A 4237-nucleotide genomic window follows, 5' to 3' on the forward strand; every position below is an offset into this window, starting at 1 on the left:
TTCTACTCCCACGCCACCGATCGATCAACACTCCACGACAGATCATCAGTCAACCACGAAACGCGATAATTAAAAAAATCAAATAAACACAAAAACACTCCTTATCGCGCCGTGCCGCACACAACAAAAAATCCGTAAACGTGACAACATAGGAATGAATAAGAGCGCAAGCCCACAATGAGTCCGATTATGTAAAAGCCATTTAAAAACAATAAAATAAAAACAATATTAGTCTTTCTACATATGATTTTAATATTATTTTTGTGTACTACAGTAAACAAATGTCAGCACATGCGTGCTAACATCCGCCATAGAGATCCCCACCAGATCAACCCACACGAGGCGACCAATGGATGCAAGAATTCAATTCAGAGTCAGTGAAGAGACAAAGCGATTAGCCCAGATGTATGCAGATAAAAATGGAACTACGTTGAGCGACGAATGCCGCAAGTTGGCAGAAAAGCTGGCAGAAGAACAAAGAAAGCAAGAAGACCATGATTCATGGCTCGAAGAGCAGATAACAGCAGCCTTCACAAAACTGGCCGAAGGAAGAGCGGTCTTCACATCACACGAAGACGCCAAAGCAAAAATGCTCGCAAGAAAAAATGCCATTAAGGGCAAACACATCAAATCTCTCGTTTACTGAAAGTGGGGCACAATGCCCCACCTGTTTCGCATGCGAAATTCATAGTGGGGCCAGCGGCCCCACTTTCGTAGGTAGTCAGGGATCCCCCCCTCTTGTTGCAATTACGCTTTTCGCGGAAACCTCCCGAACAGGGGGAGGCTAGCGCAGTCTGCCTCCTCCTGTTCGGGAGGAGGCAAGCGTAGCGCGGCAGGTCTTTTCGCCCCGCAGGGCTCCTACTTTGCGCAGCAAAGTGTAAGGAGTACACTTTGAACTCCAAAGCTGCCACCCTCGGAGCCCCGATGAAGTTCACGTTCGCCGTAGCCAAGATGAGCAAAGCCGACATTGGCAGGGCTCAGGGACACAACCTCCGCCTCCACGAAACCAGCAGCCAGCTTCCAAAACGGGCATGGTTTACAGAGAGTCCGATGCACACCAAGGTCGAATGGGATCAGAGCAAACTCGATGCGGCCTCGGCACTGGCCAAGCGCAAAGATGCCGTGGTGGCGATCGAGTTCATCATCCAGGTCGGCAACCAAACAGACTGGCGAGAAGACCCCACACCTGAGTGCCCTGAAGGGCCTCCCATCGAGCGCGATCTGGGGCAGTTCTTCGCCCCGTTCGGGGAGCAGGTCAAGGCATGGGCCGATCAGGAGTTCGGCCCCGAGAACGTGGTATCGATCCAGCTGCATATGGACGAGAGCTCCCCGCACTTCCATGTCATTGCCACCCCGATCAAAGACGGCAAGCTGCAGGCGAAAGCGTGGCTGGATGGCGGCCGGAAGCTGGCGGGGATCCGGCGCCGATGCCACGCCACGATCAACGAAAAGATCCCCTGCATGTACACCCCCAACGGTCTGGGGGGAAACCCGCACCGGCCAGACCTGCGCGCCGGCACCGCCCCAGTCCCGACCCTGATCGAGAAAATGAGCGGCCACGCCAAAGCCCAGAAGCTGGAGCGAGAGAACGCCGCACTGCAGGAGGAGAATGCCCAGCTCAAGCAGCTCCTGTTTAGCCGCCAGAAGGGCCGCTATAGCGCGGACAACGTGGAACTGGCCCAGCAGGCTACCGCAGAGGCGCAGAAGGCCCAGAGCGAGCTCCAGAAGGCACAGGGGGAGGTTAAGCGGCTCACCATGGCGCTCGATAGCACCCAGAGCGTGATAGCCAGACAGGGGGCGGAGATCGACAAGCTCAAGGGCTACAACCGAACGCTGTCGGAGCAGAGCAACGAGCTGGAGGAGAAACTGCAGGAGCTACAGCCAAAGCGGAGCCGCGGTAAGGGGATGGGCCTATGAAGGCATGGCAGGTTGTAGGGCTGATGGCTGCGGTGTTGGCAGTAAAGGGGGCAAGCAGCTCATCGAGTGGATGGATCATGGGGCTGCTTGGCCTGCATGACGTATTCAGCTGGGCCGCCCCTGCATGGTGGGAAGGGGCGGCATGCTTGGGGGCGCTGGCCCTCCTGCTGCGCTGGGCTAGGCCCTAGCGGCTGCTCAGGTCTATCTCGATGCGGCGAAAGCCAATGCCGTGGGCCGTATTGGCAGCCGCATCGATGGAAGAGAACACCCGCCAGCCTCCGCGCTGCCGCTCCACGACTTCGGTACCTGCCTTGCCAAAGCGCACCAAGTGGAGGTGGAACCCAGAACCCATGGGGGTGGGGACGATCATCGCCTTGGAGAATCCCCCCATGTCGAACACCGTCTTAGCCTCTTTCTCCTGCATCATCAAATCTCCAATCTGATGTATCAAATACACAATTTGATGGTACCCCTTCGGGAGCCTAAAGTAATCAATTGGGCGATTTGAAACATCGAATTTGGAAAATGATTTTCAATGCGGCTCAAGACCCAAGGCAATCAGGCGTTCGCGCCATTCTGCTGCGTCCAAATCGAAGTTCAGCAAACCCCCTTCAACGCTGATCCGCCTCCCAAAATCAAGCAACTGCATCTCCGTCAGGTCGCACAGGCGCTGGCCGCCTGCGTCCAGTAGCCAGATACAGCCCCCATCGACCTCGATCCCGTGCTTATCGAACCCCATACGTACCTCCGGCCAGAACCAAACCCGCTTCCGTGGAGAACTGCTGCCGCCCACAAGCCGAACCAATGGCATGTGGACGGACGGGCGCAGTTACCCACCTCGCCAAGATCATCTCTCTTTTTTTTATTTGAAAGGCAGAGCGTAAAACACAGGCGAGCCTATCTTTCGCTGCGCTTCAAGATAGGCTCGCCCTCCTGCTTGGCTACGTTAAAAATGACGTAGTTACGCTGGATAGCTCGCCTTGCTCAGGACTATCGAGGCTGCTTGCGGCAGCTCCCCCTCACGCGCTCCTGAGACACACCTCGCCACTCTGCACCTGCTTCAGTCCCCACCTGTGGGCCGGACTGCCGCGCCGTTTTTATCGAGCTGGCCGTGGTTGGTTCCCCGTTGCGCTCGGTGCTGATGCCCCAAGGTTGCGAACCATGGGAGGCTATGGTGCGCGTCGCACGCTGGGCCGTATGTGAGGATTCCCCGTTCGGCCCGACCCCTACACCCGCTCGACAACATCAACATGCTTCCAATTCGAGCGGATACGACTAATCGCCATTGGCAGAGGCCAACGGTAACAGGGTTCGGGCGAGAGACTACTTGATTGATAGGGCCGTAGGCCGCTAAACTGAAAGGGTCTTACGGTAGCTGCTTCCGCCCGAAGCTGTTACCAGGTACAGAGAGCGCCAACTCAAAGTACCTTCGAACAAACCACCTGCCAGGGTGGTTTTTTCGTTTCTGGCGAACAGGTTACGCTGAACGCCTGAAGATCGTCAATGATCTAGCTTCGGGATCTTCTGTGCTTGATGAAACACTCGTAGCACTCGAACACAGTTGATTTTGGTATCAACGCTGTAAATCAAGATAAAGGGGATCTTTGTCAGAACCATCTTTCTCCCCTTTCCACCAGAGCATGCAGGATGCCGATGGGGGTGCTGCATCAAAGACTCTGCAGCTGCCTCAATCAGCAGATCAGTCCTCTCCGCAGCCTCCAGGTTAAACTCCACCAGAAACTCATAGATAGCGACACGATCATCTAACGCTGCATCTTCCCAACCTAGCGAGAAACTGTTCATTTACGCCCCTTCTTGCTGAAGAGCGAAAATGATTGAGCGGTCCGATATGGACAGCGTATCGATATCACATTCTTTTTTGACAGGTAGATCCGCTCGCTTATTCGTCAGTCGGGCATGTCCAACCTTCAGTGTGTACCGAATCAACCCTGTAGGGGCTTCAGCTTTACCAGAGATAGTGAAACCGTCTTGGGATGGCTTGATCATCCAACGGCTAGTCTCATCATCAAACAGAACGTCAGCTTTATCGCCATTCTTCAGTCCAATGTCCGCCAGCAATTTAGCGGATATCCGGAATGACAGCTCTTCAGCCTTTGTTGATTGTTTATATGACTGAGACACTGTAAGTGGAGAGGCTGACCCTCTGCGTGAAGACACCTTCGTGCTTTCCATCTGACTTTTAAACGCCACGTCAAAACCCTCCATTCGATCACATACCTCAATTCTACTCCCACGCCACCGATCGATCAACACTCCACGACAGATCATCAGTCAACCACGAAACGCGATAATTAAAAAA

Annotated in this window: 6 protein-coding genes; 2 read left to right on the forward strand and 4 right to left on the reverse strand. The window is 54.4% G+C overall.

Going from position 1 to position 4237, the window contains the following annotated elements:
* The first annotated feature begins 349 nt into the window (after positions 1-349).
* Together AC3WR3_RS20760 and AC3WR3_RS20765 are read left to right on the forward strand one after the other, a co-directional pair.
* Complete coding sequence (locus AC3WR3_RS20760; RefSeq protein ID WP_042888850.1) at positions 350-646, forward strand: tRNA-modifying protein YgfZ; 297 nt, start codon at positions 350-352, stop codon at positions 644-646.
* 404 nt (positions 647-1050) lie between these two features.
* Entirely contained in the window at positions 1051-1917 is an 867-nt protein-coding gene (locus tag AC3WR3_RS20765) for a plasmid recombination protein (RefSeq protein WP_492293319.1), read from the forward strand.
* A gap of 184 nt (positions 1918-2101) precedes the next feature.
* On the opposite strand, the gene AC3WR3_RS20770 is transcribed toward AC3WR3_RS20765, so the two are convergent.
* From AC3WR3_RS20770 to AC3WR3_RS20785, 4 genes are all read right to left on the reverse strand, one after another.
* Complete coding sequence (locus tag AC3WR3_RS20770) at positions 2102-2341, reverse strand: hypothetical protein (RefSeq protein WP_015056833.1); 240 nt, start codon at positions 2339-2341, stop codon at positions 2102-2104.
* Between the two features lie 108 nt (positions 2342-2449).
* Complete coding sequence (locus AC3WR3_RS20775; RefSeq protein ID WP_265437634.1) at positions 2450-2656, reverse strand: hypothetical protein; 207 nt, start codon at positions 2654-2656, stop codon at positions 2450-2452.
* Between the two features lie 761 nt (positions 2657-3417).
* The gene (locus tag AC3WR3_RS20780) at positions 3418-3720 is read right to left on the reverse strand and encodes a type II toxin-antitoxin system RelE/ParE family toxin (RefSeq protein WP_492293321.1); all 303 of its coding nucleotides are present in this window, start codon (positions 3718-3720) and stop codon (positions 3418-3420) included.
* Entirely contained in the window at positions 3721-4143 is a 423-nt protein-coding gene (locus AC3WR3_RS20785) for a hypothetical protein (RefSeq protein ID WP_265437636.1), read from the reverse strand.
* Positions 4144-4237: the final 94 nt, after the last annotated feature.

The sequence above is a fragment of the Aeromonas sp. EU05-FHT14A05 genome (assembly GCF_058791175.1).